The sequence below is a fragment of the Bacillus sp. FJAT-42376 genome, assembly GCF_003816055.1.
Classification (GTDB): domain Bacteria; phylum Bacillota; class Bacilli; order Bacillales; family Bacillaceae; genus Metabacillus_B.
In genome coordinates this window covers 2714877-2731417 of record NZ_CP033906.1, presented here as the reverse complement: position 1 = coordinate 2731417, position 16541 = coordinate 2714877, and the positions used below count along the sequence as shown (strand labels likewise).

17 protein-coding genes are annotated in these 16541 nt (G+C 45.8%); 16 read left to right on the top strand and 1 reads right to left on the bottom strand.

Annotated elements, in window-relative coordinates:
• The first annotated feature begins 34 nt into the window (after nt 1–34).
• The 3 genes from CEF21_RS13695 to ypjB all read left to right on the top strand — a co-directional run bounded on the left by CEF21_RS13695 (nt 35) and on the right by ypjB (nt 2377).
• Nucleotides 35–802 carry a menaquinol-cytochrome c reductase cytochrome b/c subunit gene (locus CEF21_RS13695; protein ID WP_123917242.1) on the top strand — a complete coding sequence of 256 codons (768 nt, stop codon included), beginning with the start codon at nt 35–37 and terminating at the stop codon, nt 800–802.
• Between the two features lie 121 nt (nt 803–923).
• A complete protein-coding gene (gene lhaT, locus CEF21_RS13690) occupies nt 924–1517 on the top strand; it encodes a lipoprotein heptaprenylglyceryl N-acetyltransferase LhaT (RefSeq protein WP_123920244.1) in 594 nt (197 codons plus the stop codon).
• 71 nt (nt 1518–1588) lie between these two features.
• The gene (gene ypjB, locus CEF21_RS13685) at nt 1589–2377 is read left to right on the top strand and encodes a sporulation protein YpjB (RefSeq protein ID WP_123917240.1); all 789 of its coding nucleotides are present in this window, start codon (nt 1589–1591) and stop codon (nt 2375–2377) included.
• Between the two features lie 167 nt (nt 2378–2544).
• Here ypjB and CEF21_RS13680 read toward each other — a convergent pair whose 3' ends face one another.
• Complete coding sequence (locus CEF21_RS13680; protein WP_123917238.1) at nt 2545–3417, bottom strand: YitT family protein; 873 nt, start codon at nt 3415–3417, stop codon at nt 2545–2547.
• A 137-nt stretch (nt 3418–3554) separates the two neighbouring features.
• Here CEF21_RS13680 and CEF21_RS13675 point away from each other — a divergent pair, with 137 nt between their 5' ends.
• From CEF21_RS13675 to CEF21_RS13615, 13 genes are all read left to right on the top strand, one after another.
• Nucleotides 3555–3887 (top strand): nucleotide pyrophosphohydrolase, encoded by a 333-nt coding sequence (locus tag CEF21_RS13675; protein ID WP_123917236.1) that lies wholly within the window; start codon nt 3555–3557, stop codon nt 3885–3887.
• Between the two features lie 3 nt (nt 3888–3890).
• Entirely contained in the window at nt 3891–4691 is an 801-nt protein-coding gene (dapB, locus tag CEF21_RS13670; RefSeq protein ID WP_123917234.1) for a 4-hydroxy-tetrahydrodipicolinate reductase, read from the top strand.
• 14 nt (nt 4692–4705) lie between these two features.
• Complete coding sequence (mgsA, locus tag CEF21_RS13665; RefSeq protein ID WP_123917232.1) at nt 4706–5128, top strand: methylglyoxal synthase; 423 nt, start codon at nt 4706–4708, stop codon at nt 5126–5128.
• 217 nt (nt 5129–5345) lie between these two features.
• Nucleotides 5346–6482 (top strand): N-acetyl-alpha-D-glucosaminyl L-malate synthase BshA, encoded by a 1137-nt coding sequence (bshA, locus tag CEF21_RS13660; protein ID WP_123917230.1) that lies wholly within the window; start codon nt 5346–5348, stop codon nt 6480–6482.
• 4 nt (nt 6483–6486) lie between these two features.
• Entirely contained in the window at nt 6487–7686 is a 1200-nt protein-coding gene (locus CEF21_RS13655) for a CCA tRNA nucleotidyltransferase (RefSeq protein WP_123917228.1), read from the top strand.
• The gene (locus CEF21_RS13650) at nt 7662–8651 is read left to right on the top strand and encodes a biotin--[acetyl-CoA-carboxylase] ligase (RefSeq protein ID WP_241156676.1); all 990 of its coding nucleotides are present in this window, start codon (nt 7662–7664) and stop codon (nt 8649–8651) included. The genes CEF21_RS13655 and CEF21_RS13650 overlap by 25 nt, the downstream gene beginning before the upstream one ends.
• Nucleotides 8652–9089: 438 nt before the next feature.
• Entirely contained in the window at nt 9090–9929 is an 840-nt protein-coding gene (gene panB, locus CEF21_RS13645) for a 3-methyl-2-oxobutanoate hydroxymethyltransferase (RefSeq protein ID WP_123917226.1), read from the top strand.
• Entirely contained in the window at nt 9926–10783 is an 858-nt protein-coding gene (gene panC / locus CEF21_RS13640) for a pantoate--beta-alanine ligase (RefSeq protein WP_123917224.1), read from the top strand. The genes panB and panC overlap by 4 nt, the downstream gene beginning before the upstream one ends.
• A 21-nt stretch (nt 10784–10804) precedes the next feature.
• The gene (gene panD / locus CEF21_RS13635; protein ID WP_123917222.1) at nt 10805–11191 is read left to right on the top strand and encodes an aspartate 1-decarboxylase; all 387 of its coding nucleotides are present in this window, start codon (nt 10805–10807) and stop codon (nt 11189–11191) included.
• A gap of 126 nt (nt 11192–11317) precedes the next feature.
• The gene (gene dinG / locus CEF21_RS13630) at nt 11318–14119 is read left to right on the top strand and encodes an ATP-dependent DNA helicase DinG (RefSeq protein ID WP_123917220.1); all 2802 of its coding nucleotides are present in this window, start codon (nt 11318–11320) and stop codon (nt 14117–14119) included.
• A 232-nt stretch (nt 14120–14351) separates the two neighbouring features.
• Nucleotides 14352–14522: a YpmA family protein gene (locus CEF21_RS13625; RefSeq protein WP_123917218.1), complete on the top strand. Its 171-nt coding sequence runs from the start codon at nt 14352–14354 to the stop codon at nt 14520–14522.
• Nucleotides 14523–14535: 13 nt separating this feature from the next.
• Complete coding sequence (locus CEF21_RS13620; RefSeq protein WP_123917216.1) at nt 14536–15060, top strand: hypothetical protein; 525 nt, start codon at nt 14536–14538, stop codon at nt 15058–15060.
• A 14-nt stretch (nt 15061–15074) separates the two neighbouring features.
• Entirely contained in the window at nt 15075–16259 is a 1185-nt protein-coding gene (locus CEF21_RS13615) for a pyridoxal phosphate-dependent aminotransferase (RefSeq protein WP_123917214.1), read from the top strand.
• The last annotated feature ends 282 nt before the right edge of the window (nt 16260–16541 follow it).

Sequence of the window (16541 nt, the reverse complement as noted above, 5' to 3'; positions counted from 1 at the left end):
GATTGCAGAACCATCTAAATAAGGAGGGGGATTCATGCATCGCGGAAAAGGCATGAAGTTCGTCGGGGATTCAAGGGTTCCTGCCGAAAGAAAACCGAACATTCCGAAAGATTATTCGGAATTTCCAGGGAAAACAGAAGCGTTTTGGCCAAATTTCCTTTTGAAGGAATGGCTTGTCGGAGCTGTGTTTTTAATTGGGTTCCTTTGCCTGACAGTTGCTCACCCATCACCGCTTGAGCGGGTAGCAGACCCTACAGATACGGGATACATTCCGCTTCCGGACTGGTATTTCCTGTTTCTATACCAGCTTCTGAAATACACATATGCTTCCGGCCCGTATACGGTTCTTGGAGCAATGATCATGCCCGGCATCGCTGCGGGGGCTCTTATTTTAGCCCCGTTTTTAGATCCCGGTCCTGAGCGGCGGCCTGCTAAACGTCCGGTAACCGTCGGGATGATGCTTCTTGCAACAGCAGCGATTATTTTTCTTACCTGGCAATCCGTCTCGACGACGAACTGGGAAAAAGTAGAGCAGCAGGGGAAAATTCAGGCTGAAGCAAAAATAGATACGAGTTCACCTGGATACAAAGTTTTTCAGGAGCAGACTTGTGTTTCCTGCCATGGGGATAATCTTCAAGGGGGAGCAGCAGGACCTTCTCTAGTTGATAACGGACTCAAACCTGAGGAAATTGCCAAAATCGCGAAAGAAGGCCGGGGTGGCATGCCCGCCGGCGTATTTAAAGGAACCGATGAAGAGCTGAAGGTTCTGAGCGAATTTGTTTCAAAAGTTTCATCCAAGTAAAAAGCTGACAATCTGTCAGCTTTTTTATATGATTAAAAAACAGGTCTTGCTCATGCAAAAAGAGCCAGAGATCCCGTATCCGGGATCAGCCCGAAATTTAATTGAAAAGAGTGCTGTTTATATGAAGACCATCTATTACGTTTTAGCCGGAAAGCCGTTTCTTCTGTTATTATTTATCGTTAATCTGCTTGGAACACTATACGGGTATTATTGGTATACAGGCCAGCTTGTGATTACAGAGCCGAAATTTTTACTATTTGTCCCGGACAGCCCGACGGCAAGTCTGTTCTTTACACTGGTTCTGTTATTTTATCTGTTCGGAAAACGTTCCCGCCTGATGGAGGCGCTGGCAGTCGTGACTCTTTTCAAATATGGAATATGGGCTACGGTAATGAACTTGCTGCTTCTGATCACAACCGGGGAGCTTGAGCCGACAGGATATATGCTGATGGCCTCTCACATGGCGATGGCGATCCAGGGGCTGCTTTATATTCCATTTTACCGTTTTAAAATGAGCCACCTTATCATTGCTGCCGTCTGGACTATGCACAATGATGTGATTGATTATGTATTTGGACAGATGCCAATCTATTATTCTCTTATGGATTATTTGCCGAATATCGGCTACTTTACTTTTTGGCTGAGTGTCGTTTCCCTTGGAATTGCCTATTGGTTTGTCATAAAGGAAAAAAGATGGAAGCTTGAGATTTTTTAAAGGGTCTTCATAGTGGTCTAATCTTGTCCCCGCCAACATATTTTTTACTAGATGATTTGGGGGGGACAAACATGAAAAGATTCATTGTATACTTCACGATCCTGTTTCTTCTTATCTCAGGAACGAAGGGGAAAGCGGAAGAGACCAATAGATGGAATCGCTTATCTGAAACGTCCTTTAATGCCTTTCAGCTGGCCAAGCAGGGGAGAACGGACGAATCTCTTCAAATGCTGAAATATTTTGCCAGGCAGTTTAATAAACAGCCTGCAGCCAGAAAGGCTGTATCGAGCCAAACGGTCCGCACCATCTCAGCGGTTCACGGAAAGGCCATTGAAACGCTGGAGGACCAGGACGGCGACCAAGAATCAAAAATGCGGGCCATTACCCAGTTCCATATGGTCGTAGATGCGGCATTCACAGAAAATGAGCCCCTGTGGAGTTCGATGGAAGCGAGCGTGATGTCTTCTTTCGATCACTTGAAACAAGATACAAAGGGAGGAAAGCAGGTTTCATTTGAACAGGACTGGAATGAGTTTCGGACTCTCTATGATACAATTTATCCTTCCGTCTCTGTAGATGTTCCGCCGGGCCAAATCAGAAAAGTAGAAGCAATGATCGCAAATGTGGAGTCGGACTTATCAAAAAGCCTGCCTAAAGCGGAAAGAATCAGTCAGTTAACAGAAATGCAGACAGAGTTCAAAAATATATTCGACCGGGTGAAAGATGATGAGGCAGATCCATCTTTACTGTGGGTGATTATTACTACAGGAGGAATGATCATTTTAACCTTAATTTATGCCGGGTGGAGAAAGTTTAAGGGAGAAAAGGAAAAGCAGGTGGAAAGAGAGCGGGAAAGATAAACAATTATACGGCTCTCAAAACGGCCTTCACGTAAAGAACGGATTCAAATGAACAACCCCCGGGGCTCAGCAGTCCGGGGGTTATTTATTTAGAGGCAAGACGGATCAGAGAGGAAGCTGCGGGATGACTACCCGCTAAGGAAAAGGGACCCCCACTGGCATGCTGTTTAACGCTGGATAGGGTTTTTCTCGCTGTCAAGCGTAAATCCTTCTCCAAGCACATCATGAACATCGGTAACGGCAACAAAGGCATGCGGATCAACGGACGTAATAACCTGCTTAAGCCGGACAATTTCATTTTTATCTACCACACAGTATAATACATCCATAGCATGACCGGAATACGAGCCCTGGCCTTTAAGAATGGTTACACCCCGGTCCATTTCCTCCAGAATTTTTCTGGAAATCTTCTGGTTTTGCGAGGAGATGATTGTGGCCCCTTTTGCTCCATAGGCGCCATCCTGCATGAAGTCAATGACCCTTGCTCCAACAAAGACTGCCACCAGTGTATACATTGCTTTTCTGAGATCGAGATAGGTCAAAAGCGACAATCCAATGACACAGACGTCGAATAGGAACATGGTCTTCCCCATACTGACTCCTTTATATTTCTGGACAAGTCTTGCGATAATATCCACACCTCCGGTCGTCCCTCCATAGCGGAAGATGATCCCAAGTCCGACGCCTATAAAGACACCGGCGAAAAGGGAAACGAGGAGAAGATCGTCCGATAAGTGGAGATTGAACTGATACCGCTGGAAGATCCATAAGAATACGGACAAGCTGACCGTCCCAATCATCGTATAAATAAAGGAGATTCTCCCTAAAAGCTTCCATCCCAAGAAAAACAGAGGTATGTTCAGGACAAGATTGGATATGGAAGGGTCAATGGTAAAGATAAAATAAAGAAGAAGCGTAATCCCTGTAAATCCGCCTTCAGCGAGCTTGTTCTGCATGTTAAAATGAACAAGTCCGAATGCAAAAATTGCAGATCCAAGCAGGATAAAGAGGATGTTGCGAATTTTCAATCCTTTCAAAATAAATCAGCTCCCAATTCTGCTTATAATGGCGATAATATTATAGTTCACCGGAGAAGAAACAGCAAATCAGCACGTATCCCCTATTGAAATGATATAATTAAGTGCATAATCGTACATATAGAAAGCAGGTGTCATAGATGAATGAGAAAACGATGAATGACATTCAGCAGGAAGTAGACCAGTATATCGGCCAGTTTAAAGAAGGCTACTTCAGTCCGCTTGCCATGACCGCCAGGCTGACAGAGGAACTTGGAGAATTGGCCCGTGAAATCAATCACCGGTATGGTGAAAAACCTAAAAAATCAACGGAAGCGGATAAAGCCATTGAAGAAGAGCTGGGCGATGTTCTTTTCGTGTTAGTCTGTATGGCTAATTCTTTAAATATTAACTTAGCGGATGCACATGATCTCGTCATGAAAAAATTTACTGTCCGGGACCAAGACCGCTGGACAAAGAAAGAGGAGCTTTAAGTGATGGAAACCATTAAAATCGTTGTAGCCGGCCCCCGCGGGCGAATGGGGAGAGAAGCAGTAGCTTTAGTGGAAGAAACGGAGCATTTTCAACTGGCCGGGGTTCTGGACCGGAAAAATGGCGGTCAAAAATTAAATGAGACCGGTGAAGGGTTTGCAAGTGAAGCCCTAATTTATCAAGATCTAAAAACGTGCTTGTTTGAAACGAAGCCGGATGTGCTCATCGACCTGACAACGCCTGAAACCGGAATGCTTCATGCCAGAACGGCGCTTGAGATGGGAGTGCGGCCGGTTGTAGGAACGACAGGGTTCACAGAGGACGATTTAAGAGAACTGAAAGAGTTATCCGAGAGAAACGGCCTCGGTGTGATCATCGCCCCCAACTTTGCGCTTGGAGCCGTTCTCATGATGAAATTCTCACAGATGGCAGCCAAATACTTTCCCGATGTAGAAATTATCGAGCAGCACCATGATCAGAAACTGGATGCGCCATCAGGCACCGGTCTGAAAACAGCTGAAATGATTTCAGAAGTCAGACAGGAGAAACAGCAGGGCCATCCGGATGAGAAAGAGACGCTCTCCGGTGCAAGAGGAGCTTCTTACAGCGGAATCAGAATACATAGTGTAAGGCTTCCGGGGCTTGTGGCCCATCAGGAGGTTTTATTCGGAGGAGAAGGGCAAACGCTGAAGATCAGGCATGATTCATATGACCGCAAATCTTTTATGTCAGGAGTCAGACTTTCTGCAGAGCAGGTAATGAAGATTGAAACACTTGTTTATGGACTGGAGAATATCATTGAATAGCGAGGGATTAGCTGATGAAAATAGCCTTGATTGCCCATGATAAAAAAAAGAATGATATGGTTCAATTTTCTACGGCTTATAAAAGTATTTTAGAAGAGCATGATTTGTATGCGACAGGTACGACCGGACTGCGGATAATGGAGGCAACCGGATTATCTGTTACAAGATGCCAGTCGGGCCCTCTTGGGGGAGACCAGGAAATCGGTGCGATGATTGCAAGAAATGAAATGGATATTGTCATCTTTTTCAGGGATCCGCTGACCGCTCAGCCGCATGAACCTGATGTCTCAGCTCTTATTCGGCTATGTGATGTGTATGCCATTCCTCTCGCAACCAATATGGGTACCGCAGAAATAGTCATCCATGGATTAAACAGAGGGGACTTAACATGGAGAAAAGTGATTCACCAGCGAAAAGAAGAGCATGATGAATCGTAATCCGCAGAATTCTTTTAAAAACGGCCTGTACCTTTGAGGAAATAATGCGGGCCGTGCCTTTGGCAGGTCTTGAAGACCGGTGTTTGGAAACAAGTCGAATCCGGACCGCCATTCTTCCGTATTCTGAAGCGGTTTTGGAAGGCCGCCCACTAACAGAGTGCTGAAGAGTTAGTCAGCGAAAATCCATTCGTAATAAGTGAATTGCTAGGTGAAAAAAATGAAAAAGAAACTTAAAATTGGCATAACCTGTTATCCTTCTGTAGGAGGATCGGGAGTCGTAGCCACAGAACTCGGGAAGCTGCTTGCAGAAAAGGGGCATGAAATCCATTTTATTACCTCCAGCATCCCGTTTCGCCTCAATAAAGTCTACAGCAATATCTATTTTCACGGTGTTGAAGTGAACCAATATTCAGTTTTTAAAAATCCTCCGTATGACCTTGCTCTTTCAAGTAAGATGGCAGAGGTAGCGCAAAGAGAGAATCTGGACATCCTTCACGTCCATTATGCGATTCCGCATGCGATATGTGCATTTTTGGCTAAGCAGATGACCGGCGATCAGCTGAAAATCGTTACGACCCTTCACGGGACAGACATTACCGTACTCGGCTCAGACCCTTCTATGGCCCAGCTGATCAGGTTTGGGATCGAAGCCTCCGACCGGGTGACAGCCGTTTCAAATGCTCTCGTTCAGCAGACATACGATTTGATTGCTCCGAACAAGCACATCGAAACCGTTTACAACTTTATTGATGAACGAGTCTATTTCAAAAAGGACGCAGCCTATCTGAAGAAGGATTTTGGCATTCAGGACGATGAAAGAGTGCTCATTCATGTGTCGAACTTCAGGAAGGTAAAAAGGGTAACGGATGTTGTGAAAATCTTTGCCCGTGTTGCTGAGAAAATGCCTTCTAAACTTCTTTTAGTCGGAGACGGTCCTGAAATGTCAGGTGTGTGCGCACTCGTTGAAGAAATGGGGTTGCGGGATAAGGTGCTGTTTTTAGGCAAACAGGAGAATCTGGACGAGCTTTACTCCATTAGTGATATCAAGCTGCTCATGTCAGAGAAGGAAAGCTTCGGCCTTGTCCTTCTTGAAGCAATGGCATGCGGTGTTCCATGCATCGGAACCAATATAGGCGGCATTCCGGAAGTCATTTCAGACGGAAAGAATGGATTCATTGTGGAAGTAGGGGATGTAGAAGCGGCGGCGGAGAATGTCCTTTCCTTATTGGAAAACGAAGAGCTGCACAGCCGTTTTTCAGAGCAGGCAATGATTGATTCTCAGGAAATTTTTAAGCGGGATCAAATTGTCGGGCAGTATGAATCCATCTATTACGGATTGCTTCAGGGAGACTGATGCGATGGAAAAGGAATTTCTGAACGCACTGCCTATCATCAGCAAGCTTGAAAAAGAAGGCTATGAAGCTTATTTTGTTGGAGGAGCGGTCCGCGATTCTCTGCTTGGCAGGGAGATTCATGATGTGGATATTGCGACATCGGCTGTGCCCGCAGAAGTCCAGAGGATTTTTGTGAAAACTGCGGATGTCGGGGCGGCCCATGGGACAGTCCTCGTCCTTCAGGATGGAGAATCTTACGAAGTGACGACGTTCCGCACAGAGTCGGGTTATGCGGATTTTAGAAGGCCCGAAAAGGTTGATTTTGTTTCATCCTTGAAAGAGGATTTGAAGCGAAGGGATTTCACTATGAATGCCATCGCTATGGATAAGAACGGCACGCTGCATGATTACTTCAGCGGGCGGGAAGCCCTGCGGGAAAGAAGAATTGAAACAGTGGGAAAAGCGGAAGAGAGGTTTACTGAGGATGCGCTGCGAATGCTGAGGGCTTTAAGATTTTCAAGCCAGCTTGATTTTATGATCGCAGATGAATCCGTTCAGGCAATCCGTCAGCTGTCCCATCTGATGGAGCACATTTCCATTGAAAGAAAGCTGGCGGAGTTTGACAAGCTCCTTACAGGACAAGCTTTTTCCTCTGCATCGGTGCTTCTTGAAAGAACAGGACTGATCCGTCATTTGCCTGGTTTGGATCGTCCGGGATGGACGAATTTCCTGAAAAGGATGCTCTCAGCTGAACTTGGGTTAATGGAAAGGTGGGCTCTTCTCCTTTTCGACCTGAAAACAGAAAATCCAGCAGCATTTTTAAAACGGTGGAAAATGTCCTCAAAAAGAATCGATAAGATCTGTTCCATCCATTCTTTTTTGCTGAAAAGATTAAACAGTCCATGGACGAACGTCATGCTCTACGAGGCAGGGGAAGAGACCGTTGCTTTAACGGAGAAAATTTGCAGCTTGCAGCCTGAATGGGTCGATGAAGGCGGTCCAGATCATGCAGTTTACAGGTATCGCAAGCTCCCGATCCATTCACGAAATGATTTAAAAATAAATGGAAATGATCTTTTGGCAGCAGCTGAGCAAAAGCCTGGTCCATGGATTGCGGAAGCGCTGCGCAAGATTGAATTGGAAGTACTGGCAGCCAGGCTGCCAAACTCTAGTACAGATATAAAAAGGTGGTTTGTCCGTTGGAGCAAGCAAAGAGAAATGTAAAGCTAAAGCTGCTGGAGGCCTTTGCCGAATCCGGTCAGGAATATGTCTCCGGCCAGAGAATCAGCGATATGCTCGGCTGTTCCAGGACAGCTGTTTGGAAACATATTGAAAGTCTCCGGAAGGAAGGATATGAGGTCGAAGCCGTCAGAAGGGTAGGATACCGGCTGAAGAAAAAGCCATCAGTCCTGAGTGCAGCAGAGATCCAATCCGGACTCCGTACTTCCTTTATCGGGCAGTCCATCATTTATGAAAAATCCGTGCCTTCCACCCAGAAAATCGCGTACGTGCACGCCGGTGAGGGAGCAGATGAAGGGACGATTATCATTGCCGATGAACAGACAGAGGGAAGAGGGAGGCTCGCCAGGGTTTGGCATTCTCCCATCAATACAGGGATTTGGATGAGCTGTATTTTAAAGCCCGAAATCCCTCTCAGCCGGACGCCTCAGCTAACTCTGCTTACGGCGGTTGCCATCGTTCAGGCGATCGAAGAAACAACCGGTATCCATCCTTCCATTAAATGGCCGAACGATATTTTGATCAATGGAAAAAAAGCTGTCGGGATCTTAACTGAACTGCAGGCGGAAGCGGACTCGGTGCATTCTGTCATTATCGGAATGGGCATCAATGTAAATCAGGATGCTGAAGACTTTCCAGAGGAAATAAGAACGATCGCGACCTCTTTGAAGATGGCAGAGGGAAAGGAAGTTTCAAGATCCAGGCTCATCCAGTCGATTCTGTACAATTTGGAGCAGCTGTACACCACCTATCTTTCAGTCGGGTTCCGTCCGGTCAAGCTCCTCTGGGAATCGTATGCGATTAGTCTGGGCCGCGAAATTAAGGCAAGAACGCTCCAGGGGACGATTTGCGGGAAAGCGCTCGGAATCAACGATGACGGTGTCCTGCTTGTTGAAACAGCTGAAGGCTCAATAGAAAAGATTTATTCAGCTGATATTGAAATCGTCTAAAAGGTAAATGGATTGAAAAATAAGCCGGTTTTGGTATACTTAATGCGGGCAGTATCCGTTTTCACGGAACTTCACCACCGGTTTTTTATCCATAGGCTATGTTAAAGCATTTTGTTGATTTTAACACCAGTTGATTGTAGTGGAAGGCGCGAGACTCCTGCGGGAGCAGCGGGACAGGTGTGACCCCGCAGGCGCAAAGCGGCGAGGAGGCTCACCGCCCGCCCCGCGGAAAGCGAGCGCCTGTAACGGAAATCAATAGCAAAGTTTAACAGAGCTTATCCAAAAAATAAACCATAGTAAATCTGCCTTGATCCAGAGGACTGGGACAGAGGAATGATCCGGCTAATTTGGTATGTCCATTCCTTCTTCTCCACTTGCAGAAGAAGGAATTTTTATGTTGTGGATCCCTTTGTTCCTCTATAAAGAGGAGGGAAACGAATGAAAAGCAGAGCAGATTTTCAAAAAATGAAACAGGATTCCGAAGCGATTGCCATGATTACAGCCTATGATTATCCGTCTGCCAAACAAGCGGAAAAATCGGGTGCAGACATGATTCTCGTAGGGGATTCCCTTGGAATGGTTGTACTGGGGTATGATTCAACCATTCCGGTAACGATGGAAGATATGATTCATCATACGAAAGCTGTAAAAAGGGGGGCTCCTGAGACGTTTATCGTAACGGATATGCCCTTTATGAGTTACCATCTTTCCAAAGAAGATACGCTTCGGAATGGTGCAAGGCTGATGCAGGAAGCTGGAAGTGATGCGTTAAAGCTGGAGGGAGCAGACGAAGTTGCCGGCATGATCGATGCATTAACGAAAGCGGGAGTTCCTGTTGTTGCACATCTTGGTCTGACGCCGCAGTCTGTCGGAGTGCTTGGCGGATATAAGGTGCAGGGCAAAACGCCTGAAGCTGCGGCGAAATTGCTTCATGATGCAAAACAATGCGAACAGGCTGGCGCCATCGCTCTTGTTTTAGAATGTGTTCCCCGTCAGCTTGCCGCTCTCCTGTCAGAGCAGCTCGCCATTCCGGTAATCGGAATCGGTGCCGGTGCGGATACAGACGGACAGGTTCTTGTCTATCATGATGTAGCAGGGTATGGAGTGGAGCGGACACCGAAGTTCGTTAAACAATATGGAAACGCAGATGGAGAAATGCAAAAGGCGTTGAACCAATATGTTGAAGATGTGAAAAAACGGAAGTTTCCTGCACAGGAGCACACGTTTACGATGAATGAAGAATTGCTGAATGGCTTGTACGGAGGGGTCTCAAAATGATCGTTGTAAAAAAAGTGAGCGAAGCTAAAGAAATTGTGGCAGGATGGAAAGCAGAAAACAGCCGTTCACTTGGATTTGTGCCTACTATGGGCTATTTGCATGAAGGACATCTGGAATTAATGAGACGGGCACGAAAAGAAAATGAAAAAGTAGCCGTCAGCATTTTTGTAAATCCAACTCAATTCGGTCCAAATGAAGATTTTGAATCTTATCCCCGGGATATTGAAAGAGATTTGAAATTGGCTGAAGAGGCAGGAGCGGATCTCGTATTCACCCCGGAACCTGACGAAATGTATGGCCATGCTCCTTACGTTACTCTTAAAGCCGCTGCGAGAACAGATGTGCTGTGCGGAAAATCAAGACCCGGTCATTTTGACGGGGTGGTCACCGTCCTGACCAAGCTGTTTCATATTATTCAGCCTGACCGTGCGTATTTCGGCCAAAAGGATGCTCAGCAAGTAGCTGTGATCAGAGGACTCGTCGATGAGTTCTTCTTTCCCCTGGATATAGTGCCGGTAAATACAGTCCGGGAAGAAGATGGTCTGGCTAAAAGCTCAAGAAATGTGTTTTTGACAGAAGCAGAGCGAAAAGAGGCACCGAAAATTTACGAAAGTCTCCAGGCTGGCTATACCTTTGCAAAAGAGGCAAATCGAAGTGCTGAAGATATCCAGAACCATATATTAAGCCTGCTGAGAGAAATTAAAGGGGCAGAAATGGACTATATCGAAGTCTTGCAATACCCTGAACTGATTCCGGTCACGGAAAACAGCCGGGAAATCATTGCGGCTGCCGCTGTTAAATTTTCCGGTGCCAGGCTGATTGATAACTTGATTTGGAAGGTAAACGATAAATAATCACCTACTGGAGGAGATCCTATGTTCCGCACCATGATGAATGCCAAAATCCATCGTGCCCGTGTTACAGAAGCCAACTTAAATTATGTGGGAAGCATTACGATTGACGAAGATCTTCTGGATGCTGTCGGGATGGCAGCCAATGAAAAAGTGCAGATTGTTAATAATAATAACGGCGCACGTTTTGAAACCTATATTATTCCCGGTCCAAGGGATTCCGGTGTCGTCTGCTTAAATGGGGCAGCTGCCAGACTGGTTCAGGAAGGAGATGTGGTCATTATCATTTCGTACGCAATGATGGCGGAAGAAAAAATCCGCACCCATACTCCAAAGGTTGCCATAATGGATGAAAATAACCGGATTGTTGAAATGCTGGGGACGGAACCCGCATCAACCGTCCGCATGTAACTATATTAAGCGGAAATTGGCCGGCTGCCGTATCGCCGGCTGTTTTCATTTCTTCGGGGCTCCCGAGCGTTTTGCTTCGGTTAATGGTACAATAAGCAGGAATGCAAGCTGATTGAGGTGTCAATAATGGAGCATCGGCGTTATGTCGTTTTGGACGTTGAAACAACTGGAACTTCCCCTAAAAAGGGAGAAAAAATTATACAATTTGCGGCCGTGGTTTTTGAAGATGGGAAAATAACAGACCGTTTTATGAGTTATGTCAATCCTCTTCAGCCCATCCCCGCTTTTATACAATCCTTGACGGGAATTAGTGATGAGGACGTGGAAAATGCACCTGTCTTTTCAGAAATTGCTGACAAAGTAAACAGCATGCTGGATGGCGCATGGTTCGTTGCCCATAATGTTCATTTTGATTTGTCCTTTGTCCAGGCAGAGCTTGAACAGGCAGGCTATCCCCGTTTTTCGGGCGGTATCATGGACACGGTTGAGCTTTCGCGAATGATGTTCCCGTCATTTGAAAGCTATAAGCTGTCCGAGCTTTGCCGGGAACTGGCGATTCAGCATGACCGGCCTCACCAGGCAGACAGCGACGCAGAAGTGACCGCTGAAATTTTTGGAATCATCCTGAAAAAGCTGTCAGCACTGCCTATGGTGACACTTAGAAAGCTGAGAAATCTTTCCGACGTTTTTATCAGTGATCTCCATGAATTGCTGGATGAGCTGATCGCAGAAGGTAACCAATCGGGATTCAGCAAAGAGGGCGGAGATGTGGATCTATTCGGCTCGTTTGCATTCTCGCCTGTTTTTAACAGGAACGAAGAAATGGAACAGCAGGGAAAGAAAGAAACACAGCCTGAACTTAGCGAACTGACAGAAATCATGAAAAGCAGATTGGATCGTTACGAATCAAGGCCGCAGCAGCAAAAGCTGATAGCTGAAGTGTATGAAGCCCTGCTTAATCGGGAGCATATGCTGGCAGAAGCGCCGGCCGGCAGCGGAAAGTCACTGGGGCTTTTAATTCCTGCAATCAAATACGCAATGGATAACGGAACTAGAATTGTCTACAGCACCCATACGACAGCGCTGCAAAATCAGCTGATTGACAGGGATGCAAAACTAGCCGGGCGCATCTTTTCTAAAGAGATAACAGCGGTCATTTTAAAAGGGGAATCTCATTATATTTGCCCTCACAAATTTGAGCTTTCTCTGCTGGAAACAGATGAGAATTATGACTCAAACCTGGCGAAGGCCCAAATATTGATATGGCTGATGCAAACAGAAACAGGAGATGCGGATGAATTAAATCTGCCCTCAGGCGGTAAAAATCTTTGGATGAGAATCCATCACGATAAACTTTCAAATCATCCGAAGAATCCATATCGGGAACGGTCCTTTTATGATCTGGCAAGGAAAAAAGCAGAGCACAGCACCCTTATTATCGTAAACCATGCATTACTGCTGAACGATGCGGCTGCCGAAAGAAAGCAGCTTCCTGACTTTGATGATCTGCTGATCGATGAAGCCCACCATTTAGAAAGAATGGCGGGTGAGCAGTGGGGGTACAGATTGGAATATGTAACGATGCATTCATGGCTTCAGAGGATTGGACACCTGTACTCCGGGGATTTGCTGGCATCGGTAGCAGACTGGTTTGAGCTCGAAGGGGAAAAAGGCTATGACTACTGCCTGGAAATGGATGTTTTACTGAAAGAATTTGCAGATGAATTGAATGATTTTTTTACCACGCTGCATTCTTTTGTATTGAAAAGAAAAAAAGGATCAGCGAACCGTGTTTCCTATTCAGTCGCGGATCATGCCGCGGCAGAACCTTATTGGTCTGTGATTGAAGAATTGGGGGACCGGATCCGGTTTTACATATATGACATTCTTTTTGTCATGAAAAAGCAAAAACAATTATTGAATGCGGCTGATCTTCCTTTGAAAACCCAGTCGAAGATGAATGAATATTTCTCTTATGCCAACCGGTTTGAATACGCGAGTGAAGCAATCAATGATCTGTTTTCAAACGGCAGCGGCGATTCCGCTTTTTGGATTGAAGCGGAAGCAAAAGGGGCCAAAAATGCAGCCGTGATCTGCAGCAGGCCTGTTGATGTTTCCGAACAGCTTGCGGCCTCTCTGTTTGAAAAAAAGCGTTCGGTGATTCTTGTATCGGGAACACTTTCTGTCAATGGGTCTTTCAATCATGCCATCAGACAGCTCGGCTTGACCGATTTTTATCCTAAACAGCTTATGCTTCCTTCTTCGTTTGATTACAAAAAGCAAACAAAGCTGCTCGTCCCATCAGACGTTCCCGGAATCAGGGATGTTTCACAGGAAGTATATACAGAGGCGGTGGCTTCCGCCATCAAAAAATTTGCCCCTGCCGTGAACGGTAAAATTCTTGTTCTCTTTACCTCTTATGATATGCTGAAAAGCACCTATACCTGGCTGAAAGAAGGGGAAGAATTGGATGATTATGCGATTCTCGGACAGGGAATAGGGGGTGGGAGCAAGATGAAGCTGATCAGATCGTTCCGCCAGGCCGATAAAAGTATTCTGCTCGGCACGAATAGTTTTTGGGAGGGAATTGATTTTCCCGGCGAACAAGTAAAAGCGGTCATGATGGTCAGATTGCCGTTTGCGCCACCCGATCAGCCCGTTGTATCAGCTAAATCCAAAAAGCTTGAGAATGCCGGAATCAACGCATTTTATGAATATTCATTGCCGGAAGCCATTTTAAAATATAAACAGGGATTTGGGCGGCTGATCCGGACGGAAAAAGATAAAGGCCTATTGATTGTGCTCGACCGCCGCATTTTGTCAGCCCGCTACGGAAAATATTTTCTGCAGGCAATGCCGGAGGTAGGCGTTCATTACAGTCCGGCAGAGGAGCTTGCGGAAATGGCATCCGATTGGCTTCAAAACTAATCCTCCGCTGCCGATAGCGCAAGGAATGGTAAACAAAAAAAGGACTAGAAGGGCAGGCTGCGCCTCTAGTCAATGGTTGGTGTGGGTTAGGGAGAAATTTATTTTCACTACATGGAACGGTTCTTGTTATAATGGGAACATGTACAGCAGTCTTTGCTGTCGTACTAGTAGTTTGTCCCGGACCCGGGCATATATTAGTTACAATATTTGTGGTTCGCAGGAGGAATTTGTAATGGAAAGCAAAATTGAAATTCTCTCTACTGTTAAAGTAGAACATTCTGATGATTTGTACAAAATTGTGGATTCATTAAACCGGACACTGAAACGGGAAAATCTGATGTTTGGCCTGGCCCTTGATGAAGAAGATAAAAACCAGGCTGTATTCACGATTTACCGGACATAACGGAGCGGACATCATGAAAAAAAGATGGCTGTTCGCAATTATTGCTGTTATGGCGGCTCTTGCTGCCGGCTGGTACGTGTTTTCTGCCGTTCAGGGCGGTATAAATGAGCTGAATAAAGGGCAGAACCGTGCGAAATCTGCCGTGATCAGCGGAGGAATGCTGGTATCTGCTGATAAGGTGACCACGTTTAACGGACCTTATCCCGGCTCGGATAACAAACCTGCTTCTTATTATGCTGTACACGGAATAAATTCTAAAGGCAAAGAGTCAGTCGCACTCCTTCCGGCAAGGGACCTCGGTGCTAAGCCGGCGGTATTGGAATTGTCTGCTGGGATTACCGCAAAACAAGCAGAAAATCTTGCAGAAAAGAATTATTCTCCCCGAAAAATGATCAGCAGCAAAATGGGCATCCTGATGCAAAAGGAAAGCCGGGTGCCGGTTTGGGAAGTAAAATATATCGACAGTTACGACCGTTATACATATGATTACTATGAATTTAAAACCGGAAAGTTATTGGCTCATTATGCAGTGAAATAGGAGGGAACAGGAAAATGAAATTAGCGGATCGAGCAGCTTCATTAACACCTTCAACAACTTTGGCGATCACAGCCAAGGCAAAAGAATTAAAGGATGCAGGACATGATGTAATTGGTCTTGGAGCGGGTGAACCGGATTTTAACACTCCTGAAGCCATTATTAAAGCAGCGGCGGCTTCGATGGAAGAAGGCTTCACGAAATATACTCCATCAGGCGGTTTAAAGACACTTAAAGATGCCATCATCGAAAAGTTTAAAACTGATCAGAAACTGGATTATGCGCATTCTGAAATTATTGTCTGCACTGGCGCAAAGCATGCACTTTACACCCTGTTCCAAGTGATCCTAAACGAGGGAGATGAAGTGATCGTTCCATCTCCATACTGGGTAAGCTATCCGGAGCAAGTGAAGCTTGCCGGCGGAATTCCGGTCATTATTGAAGGGACGGAAGAGAAACAGTTTAAAATAACACCTGAACAGATTGAAAAGGCAGCAAATGCGAAAACGAAAGCTGTCATCATCAACTCCCCGAGCAATCCGACAGGCATGATCTACTCCCTTGAAGAGCTGAAAGCTATAGGAGAAGTGTGTGAAAAACACGATTTGCTCATTATATCCGATGAAATTTATGAAAAGCTCATCTATGGAAAGGCTAATCATATATCCATTGCTGAAATTTCTCCTGAGCTTAAAGAGCGGACAGTCGTCATTAATGGCGTGTCAAAATCCCATTCCATGACTGGATGGAGAATTGGTTATGCAGCAGGTCCAAAGGATATTATCAGCGCTATGACGAACCTTGCGAGCCATAGTACATCCAATCCCGCCTCCATGGCCCAATACGGTGCAATTGAAGCTTACAGAGGTTCACAGGAGCCGGTTGAAGCGATGAGAAAAGCGTTTGAAAGCAGACTGAATGAAACGTATGATTTGCTTGTACAGATACCGGGCTTTTCCTGCATCAAGCCTCAAGGAGCATTTTATCTGTTCGCCAATGCAGCAGAAGCAGCGGAAATGACAGGACATGATTCTGTCGATGCCTTCGTAGAAGCCCTGCTTGAAGAAGAAAAAGTAGCCCTTGTTCCAGGTTCAGGATTCGGTTCGCCTGACCATGTCAGATTGTCCTATGCGACCTCTCAGGATCTTCTGACCGAAGCGATTTCCAGAATGAAGCGCTTTATGGAGAAACACAAAGCGTAAAGAAAAATAGTTCCATAATGCTTTTAAGGCTCTGTTAAAGCCTGATGGTGATTTTAACACCTGTTGATTGGAGTGGAAGGTGCGGGACTCCTGCTAAGAGCAGCAGGACGCAAAGCGGCGGGGAGGCTCACGGCCTGCTAGCTGCAATCAACAGCTAAGTTTAACAGAGCTAAGGATAAAGAAGCTGCATGGCGCGGGATGATGAGGGCGGTGTTAAACCGCCCGTTTAACGTAACCGGCTCTTGTTGACCATCCGGGAAGAGGATTAGTATAATAGAAAAC

Bases quoted from the DNA above. Each gene is read 5' to 3' on its own strand.
- CEF21_RS13695 (WP_123917242.1), top strand. From the start codon at position 35: ATGCATCGCGGAAAAGGCATGAAGTTCGTCGGGGATTCAAGGGTTCCT.
- CEF21_RS13620 (WP_123917216.1), top strand. From the start codon at position 14,536: ATGAAAAAAAGATGGCTGTTCGCAATTATTGCTGTTATGGCGGCTCTT.
- panC (WP_123917224.1), top strand. From the start codon at position 9,926: ATGATCGTTGTAAAAAAAGTGAGCGAAGCTAAAGAAATTGTGGCAGGA.
- CEF21_RS13675 (WP_123917236.1), top strand. From the start codon at position 3,555: ATGAATGAGAAAACGATGAATGACATTCAGCAGGAAGTAGACCAGTAT.
- bshA (WP_123917230.1), top strand. From the start codon at position 5,346: ATGAAAAAGAAACTTAAAATTGGCATAACCTGTTATCCTTCTGTAGGA.
- lhaT (WP_123920244.1), top strand. From the start codon at position 924: ATGAAGACCATCTATTACGTTTTAGCCGGAAAGCCGTTTCTTCTGTTA.
- mgsA (WP_123917232.1), top strand. From the start codon at position 4,706: ATGAAAATAGCCTTGATTGCCCATGATAAAAAAAAGAATGATATGGTT.
- CEF21_RS13615 (WP_123917214.1), top strand. From the start codon at position 15,075: ATGAAATTAGCGGATCGAGCAGCTTCATTAACACCTTCAACAACTTTG.
- ypjB (WP_123917240.1), top strand. From the start codon at position 1,589: ATGAAAAGATTCATTGTATACTTCACGATCCTGTTTCTTCTTATCTCA.
- panB (WP_123917226.1), top strand. From the start codon at position 9,090: ATGAAAAGCAGAGCAGATTTTCAAAAAATGAAACAGGATTCCGAAGCG.
- CEF21_RS13655 (WP_123917228.1), top strand. From the start codon at position 6,487: ATGGAAAAGGAATTTCTGAACGCACTGCCTATCATCAGCAAGCTTGAA.
- panD (WP_123917222.1), top strand. From the start codon at position 10,805: ATGTTCCGCACCATGATGAATGCCAAAATCCATCGTGCCCGTGTTACA.
- CEF21_RS13625 (WP_123917218.1), top strand. From the start codon at position 14,352: ATGGAAAGCAAAATTGAAATTCTCTCTACTGTTAAAGTAGAACATTCT.
- dapB (WP_123917234.1), top strand. From the start codon at position 3,891: ATGGAAACCATTAAAATCGTTGTAGCCGGCCCCCGCGGGCGAATGGGG.
- dinG (WP_123917220.1), top strand. From the start codon at position 11,318: ATGGAGCATCGGCGTTATGTCGTTTTGGACGTTGAAACAACTGGAACT.